The organism is Sorangium sp. So ce117 (assembly GCF_051524395.1).
GTDB lineage: Bacteria > Myxococcota_A > Polyangia > Polyangiales > Polyangiaceae > Sorangium > Sorangium cellulosum_B.
This window is the reverse complement of record NZ_CP150309.1, coordinates 8382745-8408298: the sequence shown is the minus strand read 5'-3', so window position 1 is coordinate 8408298 and position 25554 is coordinate 8382745. Positions and strand designations below refer to the sequence as shown.

19 protein-coding genes are annotated in these 25554 nt (G+C 72.8%); 9 read left to right on the top strand and 10 right to left on the bottom strand.

Features of this window, described 5'->3' with window-relative positions; genetic code table 11:
• Nucleotides 1–20: 20 nt before the first annotated feature.
• The 3 genes from WMF46_RS31350 (at nt 21) to WMF46_RS31340 (ending at nt 3008) form a co-directional block, all read left to right on the top strand.
• Nucleotides 21–458 (top strand): hypothetical protein, encoded by a 438-nt coding sequence (locus tag WMF46_RS31350; protein WP_437980568.1) that lies wholly within the window; start codon nt 21–23, stop codon nt 456–458.
• Between the two features lie 304 nt (nt 459–762).
• Nucleotides 763–1737, top strand: coding sequence for an RNA polymerase sigma factor (locus WMF46_RS31345; protein ID WP_437980567.1), 975 nt, complete (start codon nt 763–765; stop codon nt 1735–1737).
• Nucleotides 1734–3008, top strand: a complete 1275-nt coding sequence (locus WMF46_RS31340; protein ID WP_437980566.1) for a FecR domain-containing protein — start codon at nt 1734–1736, stop codon at nt 3006–3008. Before WMF46_RS31345 ends, WMF46_RS31340 begins: the two co-directional genes overlap by 4 nt.
• An 8-nt stretch (nt 3009–3016) precedes the next feature.
• Here WMF46_RS31340 and WMF46_RS31335 read toward each other — a convergent pair whose 3' ends face one another.
• Nucleotides 3017–3322 carry a PilZ domain-containing protein gene (locus WMF46_RS31335; RefSeq protein WP_012238486.1) on the bottom strand — a complete coding sequence of 102 codons (306 nt, stop codon included), beginning with the start codon at nt 3320–3322 and terminating at the stop codon, nt 3017–3019.
• A 74-nt stretch (nt 3323–3396) separates the two neighbouring features.
• Here WMF46_RS31335 and WMF46_RS31330 point away from each other — a divergent pair, with 74 nt between their 5' ends.
• Nucleotides 3397–4578, top strand: a complete 1182-nt coding sequence (locus WMF46_RS31330; protein WP_437980565.1) for a hypothetical protein — start codon at nt 3397–3399, stop codon at nt 4576–4578.
• A gap of 61 nt (nt 4579–4639) precedes the next feature.
• Here the strand turns inward: WMF46_RS31330 and WMF46_RS31325 are convergent, their stop codons facing one another.
• From WMF46_RS31325 to WMF46_RS31315, 3 genes are all read right to left on the bottom strand, one after another.
• Complete coding sequence (locus tag WMF46_RS31325; RefSeq protein WP_437542838.1) at nt 4640–5203, bottom strand: hemerythrin domain-containing protein; 564 nt, start codon at nt 5201–5203, stop codon at nt 4640–4642.
• A 159-nt stretch (nt 5204–5362) separates the two neighbouring features.
• Nucleotides 5363–7606: a hypothetical protein gene (locus WMF46_RS31320; RefSeq protein WP_437980564.1), complete on the bottom strand. Its 2244-nt coding sequence runs from the start codon at nt 7604–7606 to the stop codon at nt 5363–5365.
• Between the two features lie 48 nt (nt 7607–7654).
• The gene (locus WMF46_RS31315) at nt 7655–8059 is read right to left on the bottom strand and encodes a PilZ domain-containing protein (RefSeq protein ID WP_437980563.1); all 405 of its coding nucleotides are present in this window, start codon (nt 8057–8059) and stop codon (nt 7655–7657) included.
• Nucleotides 8060–8118: 59 nt separating this feature from the next.
• On the opposite strand from WMF46_RS31315, the gene WMF46_RS31310 reads away from it, so the two are divergent.
• From WMF46_RS31310 to WMF46_RS31300, 3 genes are all read left to right on the top strand, one after another.
• Nucleotides 8119–9888, top strand: coding sequence for a class I adenylate-forming enzyme family protein (locus tag WMF46_RS31310; protein ID WP_437980562.1), 1770 nt, complete (start codon nt 8119–8121; stop codon nt 9886–9888).
• A gap of 40 nt (nt 9889–9928) precedes the next feature.
• Complete coding sequence (gene dnaJ / locus WMF46_RS31305) at nt 9929–11029, top strand: molecular chaperone DnaJ (protein WP_437542829.1); 1101 nt, start codon at nt 9929–9931, stop codon at nt 11027–11029.
• Nucleotides 11030–11130: 101 nt separating this feature from the next.
• Complete coding sequence (locus tag WMF46_RS31300) at nt 11131–11976, top strand: pyruvate, water dikinase regulatory protein (protein ID WP_437980561.1); 846 nt, start codon at nt 11131–11133, stop codon at nt 11974–11976.
• Between the two features lie 19 nt (nt 11977–11995).
• On the opposite strand, the gene larE is transcribed toward WMF46_RS31300, so the two are convergent.
• A complete protein-coding gene (larE, locus tag WMF46_RS31295; protein WP_437980560.1) occupies nt 11996–12856 on the bottom strand; it encodes an ATP-dependent sacrificial sulfur transferase LarE in 861 nt (286 codons plus the stop codon).
• A gap of 100 nt (nt 12857–12956) precedes the next feature.
• Between larE and WMF46_RS31290 the strand changes: the two genes are divergently transcribed.
• Nucleotides 12957–13781, top strand: a complete 825-nt coding sequence (locus WMF46_RS31290) for an OmpA family protein (protein ID WP_437980559.1) — start codon at nt 12957–12959, stop codon at nt 13779–13781.
• Between the two features lie 6 nt (nt 13782–13787).
• On the opposite strand, the gene WMF46_RS31285 is transcribed toward WMF46_RS31290, so the two are convergent.
• Both WMF46_RS31285 and WMF46_RS31280 read right to left on the bottom strand, forming a co-directional pair.
• Nucleotides 13788–16232, bottom strand: a complete 2445-nt coding sequence (locus WMF46_RS31285) for a fused MFS/spermidine synthase (protein ID WP_437980558.1) — start codon at nt 16230–16232, stop codon at nt 13788–13790.
• Between the two features lie 103 nt (nt 16233–16335).
• On the bottom strand, nt 16336–16875 hold the full coding sequence (locus tag WMF46_RS31280; protein ID WP_437980557.1) for a hypothetical protein: 540 nt from the start codon (nt 16873–16875) through the stop codon (nt 16336–16338).
• 108 nt (nt 16876–16983) lie between these two features.
• Here WMF46_RS31280 and WMF46_RS31275 point away from each other — a divergent pair, with 108 nt between their 5' ends.
• Nucleotides 16984–18204, top strand: a complete 1221-nt coding sequence (locus tag WMF46_RS31275) for a M14 family metallopeptidase (protein WP_437980556.1) — start codon at nt 16984–16986, stop codon at nt 18202–18204.
• An 8-nt stretch (nt 18205–18212) separates the two neighbouring features.
• Here WMF46_RS31275 and WMF46_RS31270 read toward each other — a convergent pair whose 3' ends face one another.
• The 3 genes from WMF46_RS31270 to WMF46_RS31260 form a co-directional block, all read right to left on the bottom strand.
• Nucleotides 18213–19412, bottom strand: a complete 1200-nt coding sequence (locus tag WMF46_RS31270; RefSeq protein WP_437980555.1) for an MFS transporter — start codon at nt 19410–19412, stop codon at nt 18213–18215.
• 200 nt (nt 19413–19612) lie between these two features.
• A complete protein-coding gene (locus WMF46_RS31265; RefSeq protein WP_437980554.1) occupies nt 19613–20203 on the bottom strand; it encodes an N-acetyltransferase family protein in 591 nt (196 codons plus the stop codon).
• A 224-nt stretch (nt 20204–20427) separates the two neighbouring features.
• Nucleotides 20428–25443 (bottom strand): zinc-dependent metalloprotease, encoded by a 5016-nt coding sequence (locus tag WMF46_RS31260; protein ID WP_437980553.1) that lies wholly within the window; start codon nt 25441–25443, stop codon nt 20428–20430.
• Nucleotides 25444–25554 lie beyond the last annotated feature (111 nt).

The window sequence follows — 25554 nt, the reverse complement described above, 5'->3', positions numbered from 1 at the left end:
GCAGGGGGTAAACGTCGCAGATGCACGGCGGCGCCGCGCGTGATAGGGTCGCCGCCCTTTCGGGGCAAGTGACGACGATGGCTACCAAGATCGAAGATTTCTTGAAGGAAAAGAAGATCGACCCCCGCCGCCTCATCGCGGCGTCGGTGAAGATCGAACGGCTGCAGCCGGAGGATCGGGCGATTCGCCTGACCAAGCGGCTGGCGCGTGGCAGCGAGGACGCTGCCAAGAAGAAGGAGGCGGCCAGCGCCAAGAAGCCGCGCAGCGGTCGTCCCGTGACCGACCGCACGCTGAGCGCCGCGCTTCAGGGCAAGCCGATCAGCGGCCCCGCGAAGACGCGCGTGCTTCGCGCGGTCAACCGGCTCCTCGAGCAGAAGAAGCAGGAGAAGGTCGAGCTGTCGGCGCTCTTCGAGCTGCCCAAGAAGGGCGGCGCGGCGGGGGCCGAGGCCGCGGGCTGAAGCCGACGGGGACGACCCGGGCGGCACCGCGATCTCCTCGACTCGCCCGGCTGGAGCGCGCGTCGGCCTGAGGCCGGCGCGGGCTCCAGCCGGGCCCCTTTTTGTCAGGGTCTGTAGGCGCTCGCTAGACGCGATCGCGGCGGCGGGAGCCCAGATCGAGCAGGTCGGCGGCGACGAGGGCCACGGTCAGCGATACGGCGATGAAGATCATGCGCCGGAAGGTCGCGCCAATGTGGCTCAAGGAACAACTTTTCTGCGTTCGGCGTAACCGCCGCTCTGGGAGAGCAGCCGTGCGGCGCCATGAATGATCCGGCGGCTCGGCGCACCAGAGTTCTCCGTGCATACCGTGGCGGTCGAGACGGGGGCGCTGTGGGCGCACCTCTCGCGGTCGTTCTTCCCTGCTGACGCGGCTGCGCCGGACGGCCGTGGCGACGACCTGCCCGAGTGCGCTGCCAGAGACGCCCACGCGCCGCTCGACGTCGCGTTCGCGGGCGGTGACCGCTCTCGTCGTCCGGCGCTCCTCGTCTCTCCGTCGAGCTCCATGAGCGCCGAGGGGGCGGGTAGGCTTCCGCAGGTGACCGAGCCCGACGACGTGGGCGAGTGGATCCGCCGCTTCCAGAGCGGCGACCCGACGGCGTTCGCGGAGATCTTCCGCCGCTACCGCCGCGACGTCGCGCGCCTCGTCTTCAGGATGCTCGGGCCGACCGCCGACGTCGAGGACGTCATCCAGGAGGTGTTCATCCAGGTGCACCGGAGCCTGGGTGACTTCCGGGGGCAATCGAAGTTCACGACGTGGCTCCACCGGGTGACGGTCAACGCCGTGCTGATGGCGCGGCGCGCCGCGCGTTGCCGGCCGGTGTTCGTGGGCGAGCTCGGCGCCGACATCGAGGTGGACCGCGGCATGCTCCCGGACGAGGACGCTGCTCGCGCTCGCAGGATCGACGCTTTTCGGCGGGTGCTGGAGCGCCTCCCCGAGAAGAAGCGGGTCGTCTACGTCCTGCACGAGCTCGAGGGGCTCCCGCCGACCGAGATCGCGGAGATCGTCGGCGCGCCGGTCCTGACGGTGCGGACGCGCCTGTTCTATGCGCGCCGCGAGATCGAGGCGATGATGCGCGCCGAGCCTGCGCTCGCCCAGCTCGCCGCCGAGCTGGCCGAGGGCGGCGCGGACAAGGCAGATGGCGCCGGGCCGGCAGCGGCGCGCACGCGCGTTTCCGTGGGGGGCGCCGCCGTGGGATACCCCGCGGCGGATCCATCGGCTGTCGACGCGGAGGACGCATGAGCGGCGCAAAGCATTACGACCGGGCACGCGAGCACATGGAGCGGTTGCTCCGCGCCGAGCAGCCGCCCGAGCCGCGCTGGGAGACCATCGAGCGCGAGCTGTTCGCGCGGATCGAGCGGGCCGCTCCGGTCCGCCGCGCCGCGCCGCCGCAGCGCTCGCCGCTCGGGCGCGCGCTCGGGTTCGCGGCGGCGGCGGCGGCCATCGCGTTCGCGGTCCTCGCGGCCGGGCGCTCCGCCCCGCCCGTCACGGCGACGTCGACGCCGCCGCGCGCCCGCGATCTCGCCGAGGTCCCCGTGGCAGCCGGCGGCGACCGGGCGTCCGGCGACCTGGACTTCCGCGCCCTGCGGCCTGGCGACTCGGTCGAGGCCGCGGACCACGCGGTCTCTTTCGTCGATGTCGGCTCGGTGCGCTGGACGCTCCTGCCGGACAGCCGCGCCGTCGTGCGCGCCGTGGGCGCGGCAGGGGTCGGCCACGTGATCTCGCTCGAGCGGGGCTCGGTGCGCGCCGACGTCGTCACGCGCGCGCCCGAGGAGGGGCTCGTCGAGGCGTTCGCCGTCGAGGTGGACGGCACCCGCGTCGCGGTGCACGGCACGCTGTTCACCGTGACCCGGCTGGAGGGCCGCGTGGAGGTCGACGTGGAGCACGGCACCGTCGCGGTCGGCCCTGCGGCGTACCGCGGCGCGACCACCGCCCACCTCCTTGTTGGCCCGTCGCGCGGCACCTTCTCGCTCGACGGCGGCCGCGAGGCGCGCCTCCTCGATCGCCCCGCGCCGCAGGAAGGCGCCGCCGCGGTCGCGTTGCCGGAGCCGGCGCCTGCACCCGCTCCGCCCCAGCCGGCCGTCGGCGCGCGTCCGCCGGGCGGAGCCGCTCTGGCCCCGGCGGTCGTGGCTCGCGCGGAGGAGCCCGCCGCCCCTGCGGTCGCCGAGCCGACTGCGCTGCTGTCGCCGCTGACGACCGAGCCCCCGCCCGCCGCCGCGCCGCCGATCCCGGAGGCGCAGGAGGCGTCTGGCCCGCCCGCGCTCACGCCGGCCTCCGTGCAGTCGCTGCTGTCGAGCTGCTTCGCGCGGGAGAGCGCGAGCGGCAGGTCCTCGGTCCGCCGATCGATCGTCTCGACGCTGCGCGTCTCCGTGCGCCCCGACGGCAGCGTCGCCGCCCTGCGCTTCAACCCGCCGCTCCGGCCGGCGCTGCAGGCTTGCGCCGAGGGCCTCTACCGAGGGCGCTTCGCGGGAGGATCGAGGCAGCTCGACATCCCCCTGACCATCGACGACTGACCGCCGCTCTAGAGGGAGCCGAGGAGCTGCGTGAGCGCGTAGGTTTCTCGCGCGCCCATCATGCCGAACTGTACCCCCATCCCCTCAGGGGTGGTCCATCGCACCACCGACGGGATCACGGCGACCTGCTTCAGGCCTTGCAGGGACAGCAGCACCTCGACGGTCGCGCCGAAGGGAGCCGGCGAGCTCGTCTCGATGAACATCCCGCCGAGGCTGAGGTCGCGGCATATCGCGTCGACGCGCGGGCCGTCACCGATCCGGAACGCGATCGAGAGCTCGATTTGCTTGCGCGGGTGCTTCCGGTGATCTCGCACGTTCCTCGCTGGCTAGCTGCGCGGCGCCGAGGCGGCGCCGCGTGGGGTATTCTGGAGCGCAGAGGAGACGATCAATGTCGCGAGCCGAGAGCGTCGCTGTCAAGCGCCGGGAGCCGCGCTCGAGTTCTTCTTCGAGCCGCTCGAGCCGCTCGAGCCGATCGAACAGCAGCGGTAGCAGCACCCCCGCGGTCGCGGTCGCGTCGTCCACGAGGGCCGACGCGGGGGCGCGCCGCGGCTGGAAGCGGCACCTCGAGGGCTGGGAGCCGGGGCTCGTGGCCGTGTTCATCGCGGGCTCCGCGGCGATCCTCGCTGTGCCGCGGTCGGTCGAGCCGGCCGAGCTGCCGCTGCCGCTCGCGGACGCGCGATCCCTCGCGCGCGTGCGAGACGCGGACATCACCCGCGCTCGCGAGGCCGAGGAGCTCGGGCTCGACGCCGAGGTGCGCGAGCTCGGCTCCGCCATCCGCGCGTTCGGGCTCGTGGACGCCGACGCGGATCACACCGAGGCCGAGCTCCTTGCCGCGCGCGCGCGCGTGACCGACGCCGTGGGCCGCGCGCTCGCCCAGGGGGACGAGGCGGTGCTCCGGCTGCGCGCCTACCAGCTGAGGGCGTTCGTCCGCGAGGTGCGCCGCTTCGAGGCGACCGGCGAGGAGTCCGACGAGCTCCGTGAGCTCGGCGGCGACTTCCTCGGGCTGCTCCGCCGAAACGCCTGGCTGGGGCAGGGGGACGCGGCGCAGCGCGGCGGCGGGGAGGGGGCCCGCCGCGTCGCCATGGATGGCGTCGTGCTCGGTGTGCTCTTCAAGAAGCGCTGGAGCGCCATCGTCGGCGTCCAGCGAGATCCGTTCGCCCCGGCGCTCGACGAGGAGCGCGCGCTGTTCAAGTTCTTGCTCGCGCGCCCGCTCGCCGCCGCGAGGAGCGCGCAGACCCTCCCGGCTCCTCCCGACGAGGAGACGGCGGCGCGCCTTGCGCAGGCGGGTGGGTCGGGGCCGCGCGCACCCGCGGCGGCGCTCCGCGCTGCGGAGGCGCGGCGCGCCGAGGAGCAGTATCGCCTGAAGAAGATCGACGAGCTCGCCGCGCTCGACCCCTCCTATCCCAGGCACCTCGCCCGCGGCGTCAGCCTCTATCGGCTGGGGAGCTTCATGCAATCGGCGGAGGCGTTCCGCAGCCACCTGGACCAGCACCCCGACGGGGCGCACACGCTTCGAGCACAGAACTACCTGCGCGCCGCGCTCGAGCGCGCGCGCGAGGAGCAATTCTAGGAGCGGTCTCCCGTCGGCCGCGCCGAACGATCGCGCCCGCGGCGCATCCCCCGGGGCAGGCCTACGGGCCCCTGCGCATCCCGCCGGGGCGGTATGGGCGCCCGCTGATGCCCTTGGCCGGGTTGCCTTGCCCGCCGCGCCCTCGGCGCGTCTCCATCTCGTTCCAGATCCCCTGCTTGGCCGAGGCCTGCAGGAACCGGCGAGCGGCCGGAAATACCTCCTGCTCCTCGCTCTCCACATGGCGCTGGTGCGCAGCGCGCAGGTCCTCGATGAGCTGGGGGATCGTCTCCACGGCCTCGGGGCCGCCGTCTCTTTCGATCGCGGCGCGCAGCGCGTCGATCGCGCGCTGTTGCGCCTTGTGCTCCTGCCGGAGGCGATCGAGGGTCGGCGCGATCGCCTCGAGCACCGCGAGCCGCGGGTACAGCGAGCGCTCCTCGTCCTCGCGATGCCGGCTCATCGACCGCTCGAAGTAGGCCACCACGCTGGAGAGACCCTCGAGCGCGGCGGCGCGCCCGCGGGGATCGCTGAGCGCGCGCGCGGCGCGCGCGAGATCGTTCAGGTTCTCTTCCAGGCTCCGGTGAGCGGCGGCGAGCTTCTCGAGCGGATCGATCCGGTCATCGGACATTCATCGATGATCGAACGACAAGGCGCACGCGTGGAAGCCCTTTATTCCTTCCGCGCGCTATTCGCGCGCGCTGGTCATCCGACCAACTCGCCACCTGACCAGCGGAGACCGTATCGCACATCCGGCGCCGGTCATCCCGCGCGGGATCGCTGGCGCGTTCTACGGAAGGCCCGCGTTGCGGGGCAGATCGAGGTGCAGCGCGGGCGCCAGCATCTCGCGCGCGAGGTGCACCTCGAGCAGGTCGATCACGGGGCTCTTCGACACCGCGCGGAGCCGCTCGTCCGCGCCGGCATCACCCGCCGCCTTCCTGGCCATTGCGGTGTAAAATTGCGCCTCCACCCGCTGCGCCGCGCTCCGGGCGAGCCTGCCGAGATCCGCGTCGCTGAGCCCACCGTTCGCCCAGGCCGCGAGCTTTCCCGTCCAGGACGCGCGGCTCGTCGCGCTGTCCAGCGCGCGACCCGCGGTGCCGTCGGTCGCGACGCCGAGGGCGCGCTCCAGCAGAAGGACCCAGAGCCCGCCGTAGATGAGATCGTCCTCGTCCACGTTCGCCTCGAGGCCGCGCTTCAGCGCCCGCCGCGCGGCGGGGAGATCGCGCTCGACGAGCGCGCGCCCCACGGCGTCGAGCATCGTGGCGCCGAGCTGCGGCGCCTCGGCCGCCACCAGGGCGAACGCCCGATCGTACGCCCGGGTCGCGCCCTTCTCGTCGCCATAGCCGTCGAGGATGCGCCCGAGCAGCCGCTCCGTCCGCGCCTTGGCGCCGGGATCCCGGGCGCGCTGCCGGGTGTCGAGCGCGGCGGCGAGCGCGGCGTCGAGCGACTCCTTCGCCCGGTCCTGCGTGCCAGCGTCGCGGTGGAGCTCGAAGGCGAGCAGGTGCGCCTGGATGATCTCGAGCGGCGCGCTGCGCGCGTCCGGCGCTCCCAGCGCCCGCCGCACGTCCTCGAGCGCCGCCTGGGGCTCGCCGGCCTGCCGCTCGGCCATCGCGAGCACCGTGAGCCCGTTGACCGTCGGCTCGGCCGCCGTCGCCGCGCGGAGCAGCGGCAGCGCGGCCACGAGGTTGCCGGCGCGCAGCTCGAGCGACGCCATGAGAGAACGGACGCGGGCGCCCGACGGATCGAGCGCGCCGCCGCCGCGCGCCGCCCGATCGGCGAGCACGAGCAGCGGCCCCGCCGCGTTGTAGGTGCGCCGGGCCGCCTCGAAATCGTCGTTTGACGCCTCCTCCGAGAGCGCGCTCAGCACGAGCCCGAGCGCGGCTCCGAGCGCGCCCGGGCTCGGCCGGTCGCCGAGCGCGCCGGCGATCACGAGCGGCGTCGCCTCGGACATGCCGAGGCGGATCATCACCTGGGAGAGGAGCGTGGCGCTGTCGTAGTTCAGCGGGTCGCGGCGGTAGGCCTCGAGGGCCGCGCCCCAGATCGCCCCGTCGAGCAGATCCTGCCGCATCCCGGTCTCGGCGTCGCGCTCCTGCGCCTCGTGCTGCGCGAAGGCGGCGGCGAGCGCCTGCCACGAGACCGCGTCGTCGTCGGAGGCGGCGGCCTTGAGCCGCTGGTACAGGCCGGGCGGGATCACCCGGCGCACGCTCGTGCGGTCGATCTGATCGATCGCGCCCTTCGCGTCCCCGAAGCGGAGGAACAGCGCCGCCAGGCTCGCGCCGCCCGACTCGAGCGCGCGCGCCGCCTCGACCGCCTCCTCGCGCTCCGGCCTCGCGCCGCCCTGCCGGTACTCGATGTTGAACTCGATCGCCCGATCGATCCACGCCACGGTGGCGGCGGCCGCGCGCTGGATCGACTCCGCGCGGCCGTCGACGAGGGCGCGCGAGACGGCCGCGCGCTGATCCGCGCCGAGCTGCTCGAGCGGCCCGCCGGTGCGCGTCTCCTTCATCCACTGCTCGAGCGCGGCGAGGTGCTCGTCGCTCTCGGCGCGGGCCCGGCTCCCGCTCGGCAGCGCGGCGGAGCGGAGCTCCATGAGGGCCCGCACCCGCCCCTCGTCGCCGCGCGGGCTGAGCCGCTCGATCGCGCCCGCGATGGCGCGCTCGCCCACGGCGTCGATCATCTCGGCGCGCCCCTCGCCGGGACGGACGAGGGCCAGCCCGCCCAGGACGCTCTCGACCGCCCGGTCGGGCTGCCCTGCGTTGAAGCGCCCGGCGGCGTGCGCGAGCTGCCTGCGGACGACGCCGATGAGCAGGCCCGTGCGCTGCGGGCTCTGCTTGCCGTCGCGCACGATGGAGAACAGGCTGGCCGAGAAATCGGCGTCGCGGACCTCGACGGCAGCGACGCGGCCCTCGGCCCCTGGCGGCCCCTTCGCCCCCGGCGAACCAGAGGCCCCGCAGGCGACGGGAGAGAGCGCGAGGGCAAGCGCGGCGAGACCCCGAGCGAGACGGCGCCGAGGGAACAGGGGCGGCAGCGACATTGCGAGCCAGTGTACACGGGGGGAGCGTGAGCGCACCCCTCGGAGGCGCTACCGCGGGCCGTCGCCGAGCTTGCGGCCGAGCAGCTTGGAGGCGAGCGTCTCGCCGAGCTCGCTCATCATCAGCTGCTCGACCACCGCCTCGGTGGCGGCGCGCTCCGCGTCGCTCGTGTACTGGAACTCGATCCCCATCCCCGCCGGAGCCGACTCCGTCGCCTCGGCGGTCGTGACGATCCACTTCACCCGCCCGCGAAGGCGGAGCGGCTCGGCCAGGTTCCGGATCGAGAGGGCGAACACGAACTCGGTGCCGATCGCGAGCGGGCGATCCGTCCGGATGAACGTCCCGCCTTTCGAGATGTTTCGGGTGTAGTCGGCGAAGAACGTGTTGAGCCGTTTGTACTCTACGCTCAGCTCGATCGCGGCGCGCTGGGCTGAGCGGCGGTCAGCTTCCGTCACGGGACCCACCCTACCACGGCGCATGCGGGCCAATGCGGGCCAGAGTAAAGTCGCCGGCCATGCGACTCGGAGGGGTCAGGTCCGCGCTGGCGAGCGGGCGAGGCACGATCGACGCGGCGCTCGCCGCCGGGCGGGCAGTGACGCAGGCGGGGCTGCTCGCCGCGCTGCGTTGGCCGGGGCTCAAGGTGCTCGCGCGCGAGCTCGCGAGAGGCAAGGCGAACCCGTCGCTCTTGTTCCGTTTCCACGCCGAGAACAGCCCGCACCGGATCGCGCTGATCGAGCCGCTGGGCCTCGCGAGCCTCGCGCCCCGCGCCGCGGAGCGAGGCCCGGGGCCCCCGGCCGAGGATCGGGTCTACTCCTTCTTCGCGCTGAACGAGGCCATCGATCGGCTGGGCTCCGCGCTCGACCGGCGCGGCGTCGGCCCGGGCGTCACCGTGCTGCTCGCGCTCAAGAACCGCCCCGAGTTCCTGATGTGCCAGGTCGCGCTGGCCCGCGTCGGCGCGTCCGTGGTGGCGGCCTCGTGGCGATCGACCCCCGCGGAGCTCGCCTACCTCGCCGGCCACTCCGGGGCGCGCCTGCTCCTGTTCGACTCCGACATCGCCGGCGTGATCCGCGAGGCCGCGCCGCGGCTCGAGGGGATCCCGCCCGAGGAGATGATCGCGATCGGCGAGCGCGTCCCGGGCTTCTCGCACCTCGACGACCTCCTCGCCGCGTTCGACGATCTCGCCGCCGAGCGGGGCGCCTCGCCGGATCGGAGCGAGCGCGCCGCGGTGGTGATGTACACGTCCGGCACCACCGGCAAGCCGAAGGGCGCGGTGCGCGGCTTCGGCGGCGGCATCGTCCTGCCGGCGCTCGGGGCCATCGGCGCGACCCCGATGCGCGCGGGGGACGTGCACCTCGCCGTGTGCCCGCTCTACCACCTCACGGCGCTCGGCTTCGTCAACCTGTCGCTCATCGTCGGCGCCACGATCGTCATCCTCCCGGAGTTCCAGCCCGAGCTCTTCCTCGAGGCGATCCAGCGGTACCGCGTGACCACCACGGCGGTCGTCCCGACGATGCTCCACCGCGTCCTCGAGCTCGGCGAGGCGCGGCTCAGCGCCTACGATACGTCGTCGCTCACCGCGATCTTCGTGGGCGGCGCGCCGCTCTCGCCGGCGCTCGCGGCGGAGGTGATGGCGGCGTTCGGCGACCGGCTCTTCAACTTCTACGGCGCGACCGAGACGGGCATCGTGACGATCGCGGGCCCCGGGGATCTGCGCGCCTCGCCGGGCACCATCGGGCGCCCCGTCGCCGGCAGCGAGCTGCTGCTCCTGCGCGAGGACGGGACGCCGTGCCAGGACGGCGAGGTGGGCGAGCTTTACGTGAGGAGCTCGTTGCTGGTCTCCGGCTACCACAGGGACCCAGGCGCCACGCGCGAGTCGACGCGCGACGGCTACTTCTCGGTCGGCGACCTCGCCCGCCGCGACGCGCGCGGCTGCTACCACCTCGAGGGCCGCAAGCGGGAGCTCATCATCTCCGGGGGCGTGAACGTGTACCCCGCCGAGGTGGAGTCGGTCCTCCACGACCACCCGGCGATCGCCGAGGCCGCGGTGGTGGGCGTCCCGGACCGCGCCTTCGGGGAGCGCGTGCGCGCGGTCGTCGCGCTGCGCCCCGGCGCGACCGCGAGCGAGGGCGACATCCGGGCGCACTGCCGCGCGCGGCTCGCGGGCCCGAAGGTCCCGCGCGAGGTCGTCTTCGTCGACGCGCTGCCGCGCAACCCGACGGGCAAGGTGATGAAGCGCGAACTCGCCGGGCCCGAAGGGAAATCAGCGGATTCGGCGGCCCGGTAGCCGCTGTCCCGGGAGGGCGATCGATGCTATTTCGCACGTCGTGCGGGATCCGTACGAAGTATTGGGCGTCGAGCGTTCCTCGACGCAGGATGAAATCAAGAGCGCCTTCCGGCGGCTCGCCGGCCAGCACCATCCCGACAAGAACCCCGGGGATCAGGGCGCGCACGTCCGCTTCAAGGAGCTGAACGCGGCGTACCAGATCCTGAGCGATCCGCAGAAGCGCGCGGCGTTCGATCGGTTCGGCCCCGCCGCCGTCGGCGCCTCCGCCGGCTCGGGGGTCCCGGGCGTGCCCTTCGACATGCAGGACCTCAACCTCGACGCCATCTTCGGCGATCTCCTCGGCGCCCTGGGCATCCGGGTCGGCGACCGCGGGACGCTGCAGAAGGAGGTGCGGATCACCTTCGAGGAGGCGGCGTTCGGCTGCACGAAGGAGATCGCCTACGATCGCGTCGAGCCGTGCGGCGACTGCGCCGGCTCGGGCTCCGCGCCGGGCGCGTCGACCGAGCGCTGCTCGGCGTGCTCGGGCCGCGGCCGCGTCCGGATGCAGCAGGGGATGTTCCCCATCGCGATCGAGCGCCCCTGCGGGCGGTGCCGCGGCACGGGGCGCATCGTGACCGACCCGTGCCGGACGTGCCGCGGCGCCGGCCTCGCGGCGAAGCAGAAGACCATCGAGGTGACGATCCCTCCGGGCGTGGAGAACGGCGCGACCCGGCTCGTGGAGCGCGGCGGCAACGCCGTCCGCTCCGACCGGGGGCCGGGCGATCTGGAGCTCACCATCCGCGTCTCGCCGCACGAGCTCTTCCGCCGCGTCGGCGACGATGTGGTGTGCTCCGTGCCGATCTCGTTCGCGCGCGCGGCGCTCGGCGGCGAGCTGGAGATCCCGACCCTGGAGGGGAAGGGCCGGCTCCGCATCCCCCCGGGCACGCAGCCCGGCGCGGTGCTCCGGATCAAGGGCAAGGGCATACCACGCCGCGTCGTGGGCGGGCGCGGCGACCAGCTCGTCGAGGTGAGCGTCGAGGTGCCGACGCAGCTCACCGCGACGCAGCGGGAGCTCATCGCGCAGCTGGCGAAGGATCTCGGCGAGAACGTGCAGCCTCAGCAGGCCACGTTCATGGAGAAGCTGAAGGGGCTGTTTGGTTGACCTGGCGCGCGGCCGCGCGCGATCCTCCGCGCTCTGCTGAACGCCGAGGCACGAGCCCTGCCTCGAGCGCCTGAGCCGAAATGGCGACGGAGGGATCGGACATGGACAAGGCGAAGTTCATCGACGTCTTGAGCGACTCCACCGGAGAGACGGCGGAGAAGGCCGTGCGCGCCGCGCTCCTCCAGTACCCGGACGCGGGGGTGCAGATCCGCCTCCACACCCGGGTGCGCACGCCGGAGGTCGCGCGGCCGGTGCTCGAGCGCGCGGCCCGGGAGGGCGCGCTCGTCGTGTTCACCGTGGTGAGCCCCGAGCTGCGCGAGTTCCTGCATGCGTCCACCGCCGAGCTGAACATCGAGGCGATCGATCTGATCGGCTCGCTCATCGTGCGGCTCGGCACCTTCCTCGACCGGGAGCCGATCAACCTGCCGAGCGCGATGCTCCCGCTGAGCGAGGAGTACTTCCGGCGCATCGAGGCGGTGGAGTTCGCGGTGAAGAGCGACGACGGGAAGGAGCCGCGGAACTTCAAGAGGGCCGACATCGTCCTCGTCGGCGTCTCGCGCACGTCGAAGACGCCGCTGTCGACGCTGCTCGCGCAGCGCGGCCTCAAGGTCGCGAACCTGCCCCTGGTGCTCGGCGTCCCGCCGCCGCTCGAGCTGATGGAGGCCCACCAGGATCGGGTCGTCGGGCTGACCATCGGGCTCGATCAGCTCTGCGAGATCCGGCAGGCGCGGCTGCGCCAGCTCGGGATGCCCTCCGAGACCAACTACGCGATGCGCGAGCACGTCCGGCAGGAGCTCGACTTCGCGAACCGCCTCTTCGCCGCGCACCCGGAGTGGCCGGTGGTCGACGTCACCAAGCGCGCCATCGAGGAGACGGCGGTGATCATCCTCGAGCACCTGAAGGAGCGCGACGAGCGCGCCAAGGTCGTGCGCTCCTCGCTCGTGTGAGGCCGCGGCTCCAGCGAGCTCAGCTCACGATCTTGAGGGCGCGGCCGACGAGGACCTCGTTGTGGCTTCCGGTCCTGTACCCGCCGAGATCGAGCGTCACGTACCGGAAGCCGTGCCGCTTGCCGGCGGCCACGATCTCGGCGCGCACCGGCGGCTCGGCGGCGCGCGCGAGCTCGCCCGCGTCGAGCTCGATGCGCGCGAGGTCGTCGTGGTAGCGGACGCGGACCTGGCGGAAGCCGAGGCCGCGCAGCGCCGCCTCGAAGCCGCCGATCTGCGTGAGCCGCTCGCGCGTGACGCTGGTCCCGTAAGGGATCCGGCTGGAGAGGCAGGCCGCGGCCGGCTTGTCCCAGATGGGCAGGCCGACGCGCGCCGCGCCGGCGCGCACGTCGGCCTTGCTGAAGCCGAGCTCGACGAGGGGGCTCAGCACGCCCGCCTCCCGCGCCGCCTCCAGCCCGGGGCGGTAGTCGCCGAGGTCGTCGGTGTTGGTGCCGTTGACGATCGCCGCGAGCGCCCACTCGGACCGCTTTCGCGCGGCGATCCGGTAGAGCTCGCTCTTGCAGTGGAAGCAGCGATCCGGGTTGTTCGCGACGTAGCGCGGATCGTCGATCTCGGACGACTCGACGAGCCGGTGGTCGGCGCCGATCAGCCGGGCGATCGAGGTGGCCTCTTCCTTCTCGGCCGGCGCGAGGCTCGGCGAGACCGCGGTCATCCCGACGGCCCTCGGTCCGAGCTCCTGGTGCGCGACCGCGAGGACGAAGGCGCTGTCGACCCCGCCGGAGTAGCAGACGAGGACCGATCCGAGCTCCCGGAGCCGGGCGCGCAGCCCGGCGAGCTTGGGATCGATGGGCGAGCCCTCGGGCGTGGGCGACAGCGCGGACATGGCGATCCTCTTACCATAAGCCGCGTTCCGCGCCGGTCGGCCCGGCGTCCGCCAGGTTACTTGCGGTCCGAGCGCCGGTTCTGACACGCTGCAGGGCGACATGGACCCGAAGAGGAAGCAGGCCGCCCGCACCTCCCTGCCGTTCGCGCTCGCGGCGGCGCTCGCGCCCGCCGCGTTCGCTGGCCAGGGGTGCAGCGACAACCGGCTGCCGCCGCGGGAGCTGCCGCGCGCCGAGGAGCAGCAGGCGCTCCCGCGATGGTACCCGGAGAAGGCCTGGTCGGAGCAGGGCGGGGAGAGCCAGGTCTACATCGAGGGCAAGATCGTCTTCGACACGAGCAAGGCGACGATCCGGCCGGGCAGCGAGAAGACGCTGGAGACGCTGCTCCAGTTCATCAAGGAGCACCCCGAGGTGACGCGGCTGCGGATCGAGGGGCACACGGACGCGCAGTCGAGCGAGGAGCACAACCAGGCGCTCAGCGCCCGGCGCGCCCTCGCGGTCGCCGACTGGCTGGTCGATCACGAGGTCGAGAGCGACCGGTTGATCGCCGTGGGCTTCGGCGAGTCGCGCCCGCTCGGGCCGAACGAGATGGCGGCAGGCCGCAGCGAGAACCGCCGGGTCGAGTTCCACGTGGCCGAGGTGAACGGGCGCCCCTTCCTGGGGCAGGATCCGTACAGGGGCGGCCTGGCGCTGGAGGTGCTGAGCCTCGAGCAGCGCAAGCAGCGCGCGGAGCAGGCCGCGCAGCTCAAGGCGCCCCCGCCCCGCAAGGGCTTCGTGGCGACGGGCGACGAGATCAAGCCGGTGCAGGTCAAGCCGCGGGCCACGTCGGATGCGCAGGAGGGCGAGCCCCCCGCGCCGAGCGCGCCGGCCAAGGAGAGCGCGCCGCCACGTGACGGCGGCGGCGCGGCGCCCGCGGGCGGGGGCTGAGCGACCTCAGGGCGCGAGGTGCCGCGCGCGCGGCGCCCGCGTCCGGTAACGCTCGAGGAGCGCGAGCGTCGCGTCGAGCGACGCGCCGTACGGGAGCACGTTCCCCTTCGGCGTGGCGTACTCGAGGTAGAGGTTGTCGTCCGTGGACAGGATCGGGCCGCCGTCCTCGGCCGCGTCGGCGATGAGGCGGTCGAGATCGTCGCCCGAGGTGACGAGGGCGTCGAGGAGGTCCTCGAGCCGCGCGCCGGCGAGCGTCGCCTGGAGCGACGGGCGCGCGTCGAGCCCGGCGAGGCGCGCCTCCGAGGCGACGAGCGGCGCGCCGCTCGCGACGAGGATGCCCTGCGCGCCGCCCACGAACAGCGCGACGTGCGGGAACGCGCTGCGCATCGTCCTCACCACCACGGCGAGCTCGCGCCGCCGGATGTGGTGGAGCTGCACCCACTGCTGCAGGACGCCGCCCTCGGTGAGCCGGGACCGGGCGAGCTCGTAGAACTCGTGGCTGTAGAGGCTCGCGGCGCCCGCGAACCAGACGCTGGTGAGCTCGATGGCGATGAGATCGTAGCGGCCCGGGGCGGCGACGAGCAGCTCGTTCCTGCCGTCGTTGAGCGAGAGGCGGACGCGGGGATCGTCGAGCGCGCGGAGGCTCGGGCCGGCGAAGAAGCGCCGAGACGCCTCGACGATCGCGGGCGAGATCTCGGCGACGTCGATGCGCTCGAAGGGGTAGGCCGCGATGGTGCCGGTCGTCGTGCCGGTGCCCAGGCCGATGACGAGCGCGGCGCGCGTGTCGCGGAGGAAGAGCGAGGGGAAGTGCGCGAACCGCCGCTGCGCCGTCATCTCGGGGCCGTCGTCGCCCTGGAACTTGCCGTTCGTGTACATGGTCGTGACGCTGGCGAGGTGCGCGACCGTGGTGACGCCGCCGTGCACGTCCTCGCGCACGAAGTCGATGCGCTCGGGGCGCGGCCCCATGGCGAAATAGACGTTCGCGCCGCTCGTGAGGCGGGCCATGTCCCAGCGGGGCGCGAGCACGGCGAGCGCCCCCGCCGCCGCGGCCAGCGCGAGGGCGCGGGGGAGCTCCGCCCCGGCGCGCGCGGCGGCGAGGACGGCCGTGAGGGCGAAGGCGAGCGCGATCGTCAGGAGCGCGCGCTCGGAGCCGAGCGCGGGCAGGATGAGGTAACCGGTGACGATGGATCCGGCGATCGTGCCCAGGGTGTTCGCGGAGGTCAGCCTGCCGACGCGCGCGGCGACGTCCGCGTGCGCGGCGGCGCGCGCGAGGAGCAGGGGGAAGGTGGTGCCCATGCACAGCGTGGGCAGCGCGAGGATCGCGAGGGCGGCGAGCGCGCGGCACGCCTCGCGGCCGGCCCACCCGTCGACGTGCTTGCCCGCGAAGGCGAAGAGCCGCGGGAGCTGGTCCCAGAGCGGGACGGTGGCGGCGAGCGAGAGCGCGGCGGCGGCGAGCCCCCGGGAGAGCGCGCCCTCGCCGTGGCGGCGCGCGAGGGCAGGCGAGCGCGCCGCGCCGGCCGCGAGGCAGACGAGGAAGACGGCGAGCATCAGCCCGAAGGCGTAGGCGCTGTTGCCGATGAGCAGCGCGAGCAGGTGCGTCTGGACCACCTCGGCGGCGAAGACCAGGAAGCCCGACGCGAACGCGAGCAGGAGCAGGAACGGCGGCTCGGCCTGGCCGGCGGCCGCGGGGAGCGGAGCGTCCGCGGTGCGGGCCTCGGGGGAGCGCGCGTCGGGGGCCTCGGGGGAGCGCGCGTCGGGGGCCTCGGGGGAGCGCGCGCCGGGGGCGGGGGCAGCAGGCGCCGGGCCGCGCAGCCCGGCGGAGATCGCGACGACGCCAAGGACGAGGTTGGCGATCGCCGCGGACCAGAGCGCGCCTCGGATGCCGAGGTGCGGGAGGACCACGTAGGCGCCGGAGAGCGCGCCGGCCGCGCCGCCCGCCGTGTTGATGGCGTAAAGCGAGGCGAGGCGGCGCGCGGCGTCGTGCTCGGCGGGGGGCGCGCCGCCGTCCGGTGCGGCGCCGGCGCGGAGGATGCGCGAGAGCACCGGGAGCGTGGCGCCCATCGCGACCGTGGGGACGACGACCACGAGGGCGGTCAGCGCGGCGCGCGCGGCGGTGAGCAGCGCGAGCGAGTCGGGCGCGCCGCGGGCGACGGCGACGTAGGCCGAGGTCAGCGCCTCGAACAGGAACGGCGAGACGGCGCAGATCGCGCCGACGATCACCTCGAGCGCGCCGTAGACGACGAGCGGGCGGCGCGCTGACGCGGCGTGGCGGCCGCCGAGGTGCGCGCCGAGGGCGAGGCCGCCCATGAAGGCGGCGAGGACCGTGCTCACGGCATACGCGGTGGCGCCGAAGACGTAGGCGAGCAGCTTGGAGAAGGCGACCTCGTAGAGGAGGCCGGTCGCGCCAGAGACGAAGAACAGGGCGGCCACGAGCGGGAAGCGGGAGCGCACGGGCGCGCACGCTAGTACAGGCGCCCGACGAGCAGGCACCTCAGAGCGCCGAGGACGACATCCGTCGGCAGGCGGCCGAGGGCGGGCGCGACGCGCCGCCCCGTCACCAGCCGAGCCGCTGCAGCCGCTCTCTGGCCCCCTTCACCCCGAAGATCGTCTCTTCGCCGGGCGGCACCACGGGCGCGAGCAGCACCGCCGCGAGCACCGCGGTGACGACCAGGGGCGCTCGCGCGTCGTCGCCGGCGATCGCCGGCTCTCGCACCTGCCAGACCCGCCGCGCCCGCGCGAGCAGCGCGTCGAACCCGCGCCCGCCGATCGCCCGCACCCCCGCCGCGGCCGCCGCGCGCACGAGCGGCGCGCGATCCAGCGGCACCGTCATGACGAGCACGCGGCTCGGCGCGCGCGGCGTCGAGGAGGCGCGCGCGATGTCCACCTCGACGGCGTCGGCCATCGGCGTGGTCCCCGACGGATACGCCTTCTTCTGCACGAGCGTGAGCTCCGCTCCGAAGAAGACGCGCGCCTGATGTGCCCAGCGGTGCTCGTCGATCCGCGCCTCGGGCTCCGGCGACAGCAGCGACCACCCCTGGCTCGGAGGCAGCAGCTCGATACGTCCTTCCGCCCACCCACTGCCGTCGAATTCCATATGCGCGCCCGCTGCCACGGTAATCCCTGGTTTGACCTGGTCCGGATCGCACGAACGCGCGGCCGGTGGTCTATAGTTCGTGCCATCTAGGGTAAAGGTGAGCCCTGCATGCCGAAGTCCGATCAGGCCTCGGAAGAGAAAGGCCGGGCCGCCCTGAGGGCGGCCCTCTTTGTACACCGACGCGCGCCGCTCTCCCGTCTGCTCGCTCGCCGCGGGCTCGGTCCCTACCGCGGGTACGGCGAGCTCCTGGAGGCGATCGAGCGGCTCGCCGACCGCGGGGCGCAGGTCACGCTGATCGGGCGCTCGATCCGGGGCGAGCCGCTGCTCGCCGTTCACCTCGGCGCAGCCAGCCTGGCCGGTGCGCGCGGCGAGAAGCAAGCCGCGGGCCTCCTGGCGCCGAGCGCCCAGGGAGGACAGCGCGCTGCCAACGGCGTCTCGCTCCGTCCGCTTGATGGCACGCCGGATGCCGATGGCAGCCGCGCGCCGGGCGGCGCGGACGACCCGGCGCCGAGCGACGCCGCCCTCGCTCCGCTGGCCGAGCGCGCCGAGCGCGCCAGCCTCCGCCCCTCGACGGGAGCCGGGTCGCGCGAGCGCGTGCGGACGACGGTGATCCTGTCCGGGATCCACCCCCTCGAGTGGATCGGCATCGAGGCCCACCTCGCGCTGCTCGATCGCCTCGCGACCCAGGACCTCGGCGGCCGGTCGATCCTCGCCGTCCCGATCGTGAACCCGGATGGGCTCCTCCGCGTCGAGATGAACCTCCGCGCCGGGCGACACCGGTACGTGCGCGGCAATGCCCGGGGCGTCGACCTGAACCGGAACTTCGACGCGGGATGGTACGAGCGCGGCCTCATCCAGCGCTTCATCGGGCTCCTCTTCTCGCCCGGCAGCCGCCCCGCCAGCGAGCCGGAGGTGGAGGCCATCGCGCACGCGCTGTCGTCGCGCCGGATCGACCGCGCCTTGTCGCTGCACAGCGCGGGAGGCGCCGTGCTGTACCCGCCGGCGCACAGCCTCTGGCCCGTGGCCGACGCCGCCGAGCACCACGCCTTCGCGCTGCGCGTCGCGCGCGCCGCGGACCGCAGGCCGTACCGCGCCATGTCCTACGTCCGCTTCGCCTGGGGCGTCCGCAAGGCGGGCCTGGAGATCGACTGGCTCCATGATCGCCACGGGGCGCTGTCGCTCCTCGTGGAGTGCTCGCGCGGCAAGCTCGGCCTCCGGCCGTCGCGCCTCATCGAGCCGTTCGCCTGGCACAACCCCCGGCGCCTCGACGACGCCACGCCGCCGCTCGTCGACGCCCTGCTGCCCTTCGTGAAGGGCGCGCGTGCCTAGAGCGGCGGTCAGAGCTCGATCGGCTCGCTGACGGGGATCTTTTGCAGGCCGAGGAGGACGCCGAGGGCGGCGAAGGTGGCCGCCATCAGGCCGTACGCCGCGAGCGCCCGGTGCTCGATCAGCCAGCCGGCGCCGATGGGGCCGATGATCTGCGAGATGCTCGCCAGCGACTGGCTCACGCCGAGCGCCGCGCCCTGCTCGTCGCGGCCGACGCTCTTCGTGAGGAGCGTGGTGACGGCCGGCCGCACCACCGCCGCGCCGAACGCCGCGAGCCCCACGAGCGCGAGCAGCACGGGCAGGGTGTACGCGACGCCGAGCAGGCCGTAGCCGACCACCATCGTGGCGAAGCCGATCAGCGCGAGCCGCTCCTCGCCGTACCGCTTCGCCAGCCGGCCGATCAGGCCGCCCTGGATGCTGCCGCCGATGAGCCCGGAGAAGGCGTAGAGGTAGCCCGTCTCCTTGACGCCGAACGCGAAGCGCCGCTCGAGGAAGAGCGCCAGGCCGCCGATGAGCGTCGAGAAGGAGAGGGAGAAGGCGAAGAACTCGAGCAGCCGGCGGCGCGGGAGCGGCCGGTCGAAGTAGCGGCGGAAGGCGTCCCCGCGGCCGAGCGACGCCGGCCGGGCGGCCGCGGAGGTCGCCCCGTCCTGGGCCGCCGGCAAGGGCGGCTTCGCCGGGAGCAGCGTGGCCGTGAGGAGGACCGACAGGAGCGAAAGCGCCGCCGCGCCGTACGCCGGCGCGCCGTAGCCGAAGCGGCTCGCGAGCTCCCCCGTGATGGCCGGGCCGAGCAGGAACCCGGAGCCGAAGGCGATGCCGATCAGGCCGAACGCCTTGGTGCGCTCCTCGGGCCGGGTCACGTCGCTGATGTACGCCTGCGCGATCGTCAGGTTCCCGGCCGTGAGCCCGTCGATGATCCTCCCGAGGAACAGCATCCAGAGCGAGCTCGCCGAGCCGAGCACCAGGAACCCGAGGAACGTGCCGGCCTGGCTCGCGAGCAGCGTCGGTTTGCGGCCCACCCGGTCCGAGATCCGGCCGAGGATCGGCCCGGAGACGAGCTGACAGACCGCGTAGCTCGCCGCGAGCACGCCGACCACGAGCTCGCTGGCGCCGAAGTGCTGTGCGTAGAACGGGAGGAGGGGGAGGACGAGCGTGAGGCCGAGGACGTCGACGAAGACGGTAAGGAAGATCGGCAGGAGCGGCGAGCGGAGCATGGTGGCTTTCGGTGGCGATGGACTGCGGTGACGGCCGCCGGCGACCGGGCCGGCGATGGCCGGGCCTCCGGACGGGCGCCTGGACGGCGGTGTCCTCATGACGCATCTGCGCCGCGGCGGGTACCCTCCAGCGCGCGCCCAGCGCTCGTGCGGGGCACGGGTCGGGCCGCGGGCGGACCCGGGGACACCCGCGCCGCGGCTCAGCGCTCCGACGGGGCGACCGCGCGCGGGTCGGGAGAGCGGAGCGCGAGGGTCATCTGGATGTCATCCAGGATGGCGCCGTCGACCCGGAACGCGTCCTCCCGGGTGCCGATCGGGACGAACCCCATCCCCGCGTAGAGCCGCCTGGCGCGCTCGTTGTTGGCGAAGACGCCGAGGTCGAGGTACTCGAGGCCCGCCTCGGCGCGGGCCCACGCGATAGCGGTCTCGAGCAGGCGCCGGCCGTGGCCCTGCCCGGTGTGGGGGCCGAGGATGCCCATCGCGACGACGGCGCGGTGGCCCTCGGACCAGACGCGGCCGCCGCGGAGCTCGATGTGCCCGATGATGCGCGCCCGCGGCTCGCTCGACCGGAGCAGCCAGGCCCGCCCCCAGAGCGGCTCGTCGAGCCCCTTGCCCCAGCGGTCGCGCGCGCCGTGCTCGACCTCGTCGGGGCTGAGCGACGTCGCGACGGCGAAGTGGGGCACGCCGCGCCGGCCGGACTCGGCCACGTGCTCGATGAGGTAGGCCGCAAAGGCCCGCGCGTCCGAGCGCTGGGCCGGGGCGATGGCGTGGAGGGCGGGGGAAGGGATCATGCCGCGGCGCGCGCAGCGCCACGGCGAGCGTAGTGCCGCCCTGGCGCCCGCGCGACCTTCAACGGCAGCAGGGCGGGCTCGGCCCGAGGGATCGGGACGGCCGGCGCGGCCCGCCGGGCAGGGCCGGGGCCGGCGCGCGTTCAGATCGCAGGGATGGGGAGGGGGGAGAGGGAGAGAGGAGGGCGGGGCCCCGGCGCAGGGCCCCCGGCGCGGAGAGGCGCGGATCAGTCGTCGCCGTCGAGGTACAGGCCCAGCTGTTCCGGGTCGGCGAGCTCGAGCTGCACCATCATCTTGAGCAGGTAGTCGGGCACCGATTTATAGCCCTTCAGCTCGTACGCGTAGTGGTTCTTGTAGATGGTGAGCTGGGTGCAGTTCTCGTTGATGTTCTGATCGCACGCCGGCACCTCCTTGAGCGGGCCGACCGCGGGCACGTCCTTGATCGCCGGATCCGGGATGATGATCGCGGCGCCGTCCGGGTGGTACGTGATCATCGGGCGACCGTACTTGTTGAAGCCGGGTCCGTACTCGGCGACGTACGCGGGATCCCCGGGGACGCTGGCGATGCTGCCGTCCGGTGGCAGTTGGTCGGGCTCCAGTTGGCCGACGTACTTCTGCGTGTCGAGCTGGTAGCTCTTCACGGTGAGGGCGTTGGCGTACTCGATCACGCGGGCCGCGATGCCCTTCTGAACCCACCTGCCGCCGGAGCCCTCGCAGGCCGCCCTGTTCTTGCCGGCCCCGAAGAGGCACTCCATGCCGTACGTGCGGGCGTAGTAGATCTGCCCGGACGTCGGGTCCTGCCACTCGATGCGCTGCTCGAAGCCCGGGTCCGCGTCGCTGCCGAGCCGGTAGACGCGCATCATGTCGAGCCAGTTCGTCTTGCCGTTCGCGGGGATGTTCGCGAGCGTCCACGCGATCAGGAACTTCTGCACCTCCCAGCCGATCTGCGGATCGACCGCGATGGTCCGGTCCACGACGGCCGGGTCGAAGTCGCCGCCGGTGTAGTTCGTGCAAAGGTTCTTCCCGTCGGTCGGGAAGCAGACCTTCGGCCCCTCGTTCGGCCACCAGCTGACCCAGCCCATCGGGCGCGCCGGGAACTCCTTCGCCAGCGGGTTGGGATCCTTGCTCTGCTCGTCGAGCACCGGGAAGCCGTCGTTGTCGGCCTCGAGGCGAGGCGCGAGGAGCGAGCGGTCACCGGTGAGCGCGTTGGCGAGCACGCGGCGGTAGCCCTCGGGCAGCACGTCGGCCATGCCGACCGCGCGGAAGCGGGCGTCGTAGAAGTCGCGGCGGGACTGGCTCACGAACCGGTCCTCCGACTCGGAGAGCAGGATGGCCGTGTGGATCTTGTCGTAGTAGCTGCCCGCGTTGAACGGGTAGTCGTTGTTGAAGTCGCCGTTGTTCTCCGAGTTCCTGTTCTCGAGCGGGTGACCACCGAAGCCGACGTCCTTCATGTAACCGGTCGAGCCGTTCGGGATCTGGACCAGCACCGGGCTGTTGGTCGTGCCGCCGAAGGAGCCGAAGTCCTCGCCGGCGCCGTAGTCGTCGCCGTCGAGGTTCGAGCGGAGGACCGGGTCGTTGAACAGGGGATCGCGCAGGTAGTGCGGCCCTTCCTCCGGGCGGGCGAGCTGCCTCGTGAAGTGATCGAACGCCACCGTCGCGGCCACGACGTTCTCCTGGAGGCCGCCTTCGATGAGGAGCGGCCACAGCGTGTCGAACGACAGGCCCTGGTTCGTCGCGAGATCCTGGTAGATCGTCCCGTAGAACCCGATGCCGCCGGCGATGCCGAGCATCTTCTCGTTGTAGCGTCCGTAGGATCGATCCGCCGCGGCGCGGACGTTGAACGTCGTGAGGTTGCGCCGGAAGTTGTCGAAGATGTGCCTGTTCTCCTGGGAGGTGATCAGGAACATCAGCTGCTCGTACGGGTCGGCGCCGTTGTCGTGACGGAAGACCGAGACGTTGCCGGTGTCGGCCCAGTTGTCCGTCGCGAACCCGTACGGCACGCGGACGCGGTTCTGGGCGTCGACCGCCGGACCGCCGCGGAAGGCGCCGAGCGCGGTCTCGTTCTCCTGCGGCATGCGCAGCTGCTTCCAGCCGACGTAGTCGACCGGCTGCTGGCGGCAGCGCTTCGTCTCCTCGCCGACCTTGACGATGCCGCCGTCGAGGAGCGTGTGCCACTTGCCGTCGAGCTGCTCGTTCCACGTCGCGGGCGGGGTCGCCTCCACGTCGTAGCAGTCGCGGATGACCTCGTACTGCGCTTGCAGCTGGGAGTAGTGGAAGTCGTTGACGCTGGGCGCGTTCGTGGCGTTGCCCTTCGCGAACATGCCGTACTTGATGCCGGCCAGCCCGCCGAAGTTGTCCGTCGCGGCGAGGATCCCGCCGCCGACCCTGCCGCCGGCGAGGTAGTTGCGGTCGCCGTTGTCGTAGACGCTCACCGTGTCGCCGTAGAAGAAGCGCGCGGCGGCGAAGTCGTACACGCCCAGGCCGACCAGGTCCTGCGAGACGTCGCCCGGGTAGTCCATGACCGTGGAGTGCTGGAACATCCAGATCATGTTCTTCTGCTCTTCGTCCGTGATCGCGTCGAAGTAGCGAGGGCCGACGCACTCCTCCGGGCTCTCGCCCGCCTCACCGGCGCACGCCGCCTTGACCTTCCCGTTCTTCGTCCTGAGCTGCCAGTACTGGGGCCGGAAGAAGAGCGAGGCGTAGCTGCTCACGAAGTTGTGCCGGAGGCCGATGGAGTGCCCCATCTCGTGCGCGATGACCGCGTAGTGGTAGCGGCGCTGGAGGTACTTGAACATCTTCTCGTAGCGCCCCCGCTTCTCGTCGGACGTCTCGTCGCCGCCGACGGGGAACTTCTCGCGGAGCGCCTCCGCGAGGCCCGTCATCGCCGTGGCCTCGGGGGCCTCGTGCAGGATGCAGGCGCCGCGCTCGGCGAGCGCGTTGTCGTGCAAGTGGCGGAGCTGCGAGTGCAGCTTCGGGTTGTTCATCGCGAACGGCGACGCCGCGTCGGCGAGCGGGCCCTCGATGGGCAGGCCGGCGGGGATGCCCGCGCGCTTCAGCATCGCCGGGTTCATGAGCTCCGACTCGGCGAGGCTGCCCCGGGCGGCCTTCATGCGGGCGCCCACGACCGCCTGCTGCGGGGAGGGGATGTCGCCCCGCACCGCGATGTCGGCGACCTTCGCCTTCATCGGATCGATGAGCGCCTTGAACTGGGGGGAGACGCCCTGCGCGACGAGGCTCTCGTACGCCTCGGGGTCGAGCTTCGTGGCGCTCGCGAGCCGCGACGTGACCTCGCGCTTCGTCATCGTGGGCCCCTGGCCGCCGCCGGAGATGCGGCTCGCCTGGGCCCAGTCGCGGATGTAATTGCCGTCCGTGATCTCGGAGGTCGGGATCTCGCCGTTGATGTAGCGGACGATGTCGACCAGCTGCTGCGCCGCGGAGTCGGTGACGTGGCTCCAGATGTTGATGCTGGCGGCCACCTTCTCGCCGGTGAGCGGGTCGTCCGCGTCGGCCATGATGCCCCAGGGCGACGGCTTCTGCGGCTTGTCGACGATGAGCACGCTGTTGTAGCGGAGATCGCCGAGCCGCGGGGCGACGCGCTCCTCGAGGGGAACGCTCGTGTCGCCGCAGGCGGGGTGATCGCCCTCCACGACGGGGTTGTGGCAGAGCACGATCACCGAAGGCTGCGTGACGACGCTGCCGAGCGCGAGCGTCGCCTGGTCGCCGCCGCGCCGCTGAGAGAGCTGCTCCACGGCCTGCTTGGCCTGGTCGTCGCAGATCGACGCGTCCCAGCCCTGCTCGCGACGGCACGCGTTCAGCGCGCGCGAGAGCGCGACGGCCTCGTCGATGTCGTCCTGCTGGCCCTTCCACATCGGGAACTTCGCGTCGCAGTCCTGGCCGCCCGTCTTCCGGCACTCGACGAGGCGCGAGGTCTGGATCGCGGTCTTCATCGCGAGATCCCACTCCTCGGCGGCCCACTCGGTCGCCTCGAAGATGTCCTCCGACGTGCTGCCGCCGACGTACCAGGGGATGACGACGGCCTCGCGCTCCACGTAAGGCAGCGTGCACTTCTGCTTGTACACGTCGCACTGCGAGCCCGCGCCGGCCGCCGCGCACACGTCCGCGGTGCCGTCCTTGTTCTCGTCGAGGTTCGGATCGGCCTTCACGTCGCCGCCCGGGGCCGTCTCCCGGGTCGCGCACGCGACCGCGCCCTCCATCGTCTCGGGGTTCTCGTAGAAGTGGCTGCGCTTCCAGAGGTTGTAGCGGGACGCGAAGCGCCGCCACTGGTTGTCCACAATGCCGTAGTTGCGCTCGTAGCCGTAGCGGGACTCGGCGGTGAAGATGCCGAACGCCTGGAACCTCACGCCGTCGAAGTCGACCGGCTCGTAGTCGGTGTCGACCACCTTCTTGAACGACTGCCGGATCGTGATCTCGACCGGGTTGCAGTTGCCGTACGGGTCGGTGCCGCCGGCGAAGTCGCCCGGGAGCATGCAGGCAGGGAACTTCTCGATGCCCCAGCCGAGGCTCGAGAGGTCGAGCAGGACGGGCGTGGCGAACGCCTTCGTCGTGACGTCGAAGTAGCCGTTCTCGCTGTCGAACCGCGGGGCGTCGGCGGAGGCGGGATCGCTGACGTAATAGGCGAGCGGCTCGTACTCGACACCTCCGTAGATGCCGATCTGCGACAGCGTGTCGAAGTTGTAGGCGTCGGTGGCGAGGTTGCGGGACCAGTCGACGCGGAAGTACTCGCGCTCGTACCAGAGCCGGTCGCTCGTGTTCTCGACGATGACGTTCGACTCCTCGCCGGTCGACGGGTTGTAGTCGCGCACGATGTCGAAATGCGACTCGATCGCGTAGCTCGCGACGATCTGGCCGTCGTTCGTCGTCTTCTCGGTGAGCCCGTTGTGGTTGTTGCCCTTGCCGTCCGTCCCCTCGATGCGCTCGTAGGCGAGCCGGGCGTTGAGCTGGCGCTCGGTGACCTCCCACTTGATCCGGGAGACGGGCTGGGCGTAGGTCGACGTGAAGAGGCCATCTTGGGCGGCGCCGTACCCGACGTCGACGACCGTACCCCGCATGTAGAACTCGGGGTCATCGACGATGTCTTTGATGTCCTTTCCAACGAAGAAGGACTTGGCGAGCGCATCGCTCTGCACCCTTCTGATGGACGGCCGCTCCTCGGCGCAGCCCGCCCCCACGACGGTCAGCGCGACGGTGCCGAGGAGCACCGCACGCCTAAAAATTCGATTCATCAACGATCCTCCGGAAGCTGCCTGTCGAGATCGACGCACAAGCTGACCCTTCACGGCGCACAGGGTGCAGCGCGAGGTAGTCCCCCCAAGGCAAGAATGTTGCCAACGCTC